Consider the following 1,438-nt stretch of genomic DNA (forward strand, 5'->3'; position numbering starts at 1 on the left):
CAGCCCATCGCATAGTCGAGCTTGCCCTGGCACACGCCATTGGCCTGCGCCGCCTTCGCGCCCAGCGTGCTGCCCTGGTTGCAATCCTTGCAGTCCGCAGCCGCCACCTTGGTAGGTTCCGGCGCCTTGATCAGCCCGCGCGGACCGATCGCGGCCGCGGCGGCCTTTTCGGTTGCGGCCAGCTGGCCCTTGGGCGTGCCCGCCGATGGCACCGAACCATCGCTGCCCTCGCCCAGCACCGCATTGCGGTTGGATTTGTCGACCAGATCGGGATCGACCAGGATCTGGTCCTCCAGCGCCCCCTTCATCGCCGGATCCGCCGCGTCGGCGAGCAGCGCGGCATCCTCGTTCTCGGCGGCTTCGTCGCTGGCATTCTGGCACGCGGCCAGCGCCAGTGCCGCGCCACCCAGCGCCAGCAGATTGCGCGTCATCGCGAAGGAGATAGCCATGGTTTTCATCCTCGAAAGATCGACCTCGAGCCCCCTCATGCCAGAGCAGGCGTTAGCGTTACGTTAGCCATGCCTTGGCTGACGCGAAACTGTCCCGTCGAAAGAGGGTTAACCCTGGCCTTTTATCTCGCCAAACCGTCCCAGAACGGGATTCGCCGCTAAGCCGTTTCAGAACCGGACAAATTTCTTCCGATTCTCCTGCCATTCCGCCCTGGTCTGGCCGTAGCGATCGACCGGAAAATCCTGATACGGCTCGGGCAGCCGCGTCGGTCCCTGATTGTACGAACCCAGCCGCTCGGCGAGCGCGATAGAAGCCGTGTTCTCTGGGTCGATCGTGTGGATCACGCTGTCCCAGCCGAGAAGATCGAAAGCATAATCGATCGTGGCGACAGCGGCTTCGAGCGCATAGCCCTTGCCGGCATGGCTGCGCAGAACGCCCCATCCGACCTCCTCGCCCGGCCAGCCATCGGGATACCAGGGGCCGATCCGCCCGATCCATTCACCCGTGTCGCGCGTGATCAGCGAGAACATTGCATAGCCGCGAATATGCCACGCGCCTGCCATGGCGCACAGCCCGCGCCAGGCGACCGCGCGCGGCTGGACTCCGCCCAGGAAGCGCATGGTCTCTTCGTCGGCACAGAATTCGGCCCAGCGCTCGAAATCCTCGGGGCCGGGCGGGCGCAGGATAAGCCGCTGCGTCACCAATATGGGTCCGTTGATCATCGCGCTGCTCCTCGTGCTGGTCCGGTCTGCGGGGATAGGCACGGGCGCAAGGCTTGGCAAGCAATCGCAGGACTAACGCAAAAACCCCTCCCCGCAGCGATGCAGGGAGGGGTCTGGATTGCTCTGGCCGCTGCCTTGCAGCGGATCAGGCGATATTAGCGGCAGCTGTACCGACCGCCATCGTTGCGATCGATCGTGCGGCCGAGCAGTGCGCCTGCGATACCGCCGATGACAGCACCAGCGGTACGATCACCGCGACCTGCGAT

At 64.9% G+C, this 1,438-nt stretch carries 2 protein-coding genes and 1 pseudogene; all 3 read right to left on the reverse strand.

Going from position 1 to position 1,438, the window contains the following annotated elements; translation table 11 throughout:
- Positions 1-449: pseudogene (locus DM995_RS18295) on the reverse strand (hypothetical protein); the annotation flags it as partial.
- Between the two features lie 168 nt (positions 450-617).
- On the reverse strand, positions 618-1,172 hold the full coding sequence (locus DM995_RS18300) for a GNAT family N-acetyltransferase (RefSeq protein WP_116970620.1): 555 nt from the start codon (positions 1,170-1,172) through the stop codon (positions 618-620).
- 155 nt (positions 1,173-1,327) lie between these two features.
- Complete coding sequence (locus tag DM995_RS18305; RefSeq protein WP_286164972.1) at positions 1,328-1,438, reverse strand: glycine zipper 2TM domain-containing protein; 111 nt, start codon at positions 1,436-1,438, stop codon at positions 1,328-1,330.

Origin of the sequence: Blastomonas sp. UPD001 (genome assembly GCF_003426715.1) — a bacterium.
Lineage (GTDB): Bacteria > Pseudomonadota > Alphaproteobacteria > Sphingomonadales > Sphingomonadaceae > Blastomonas.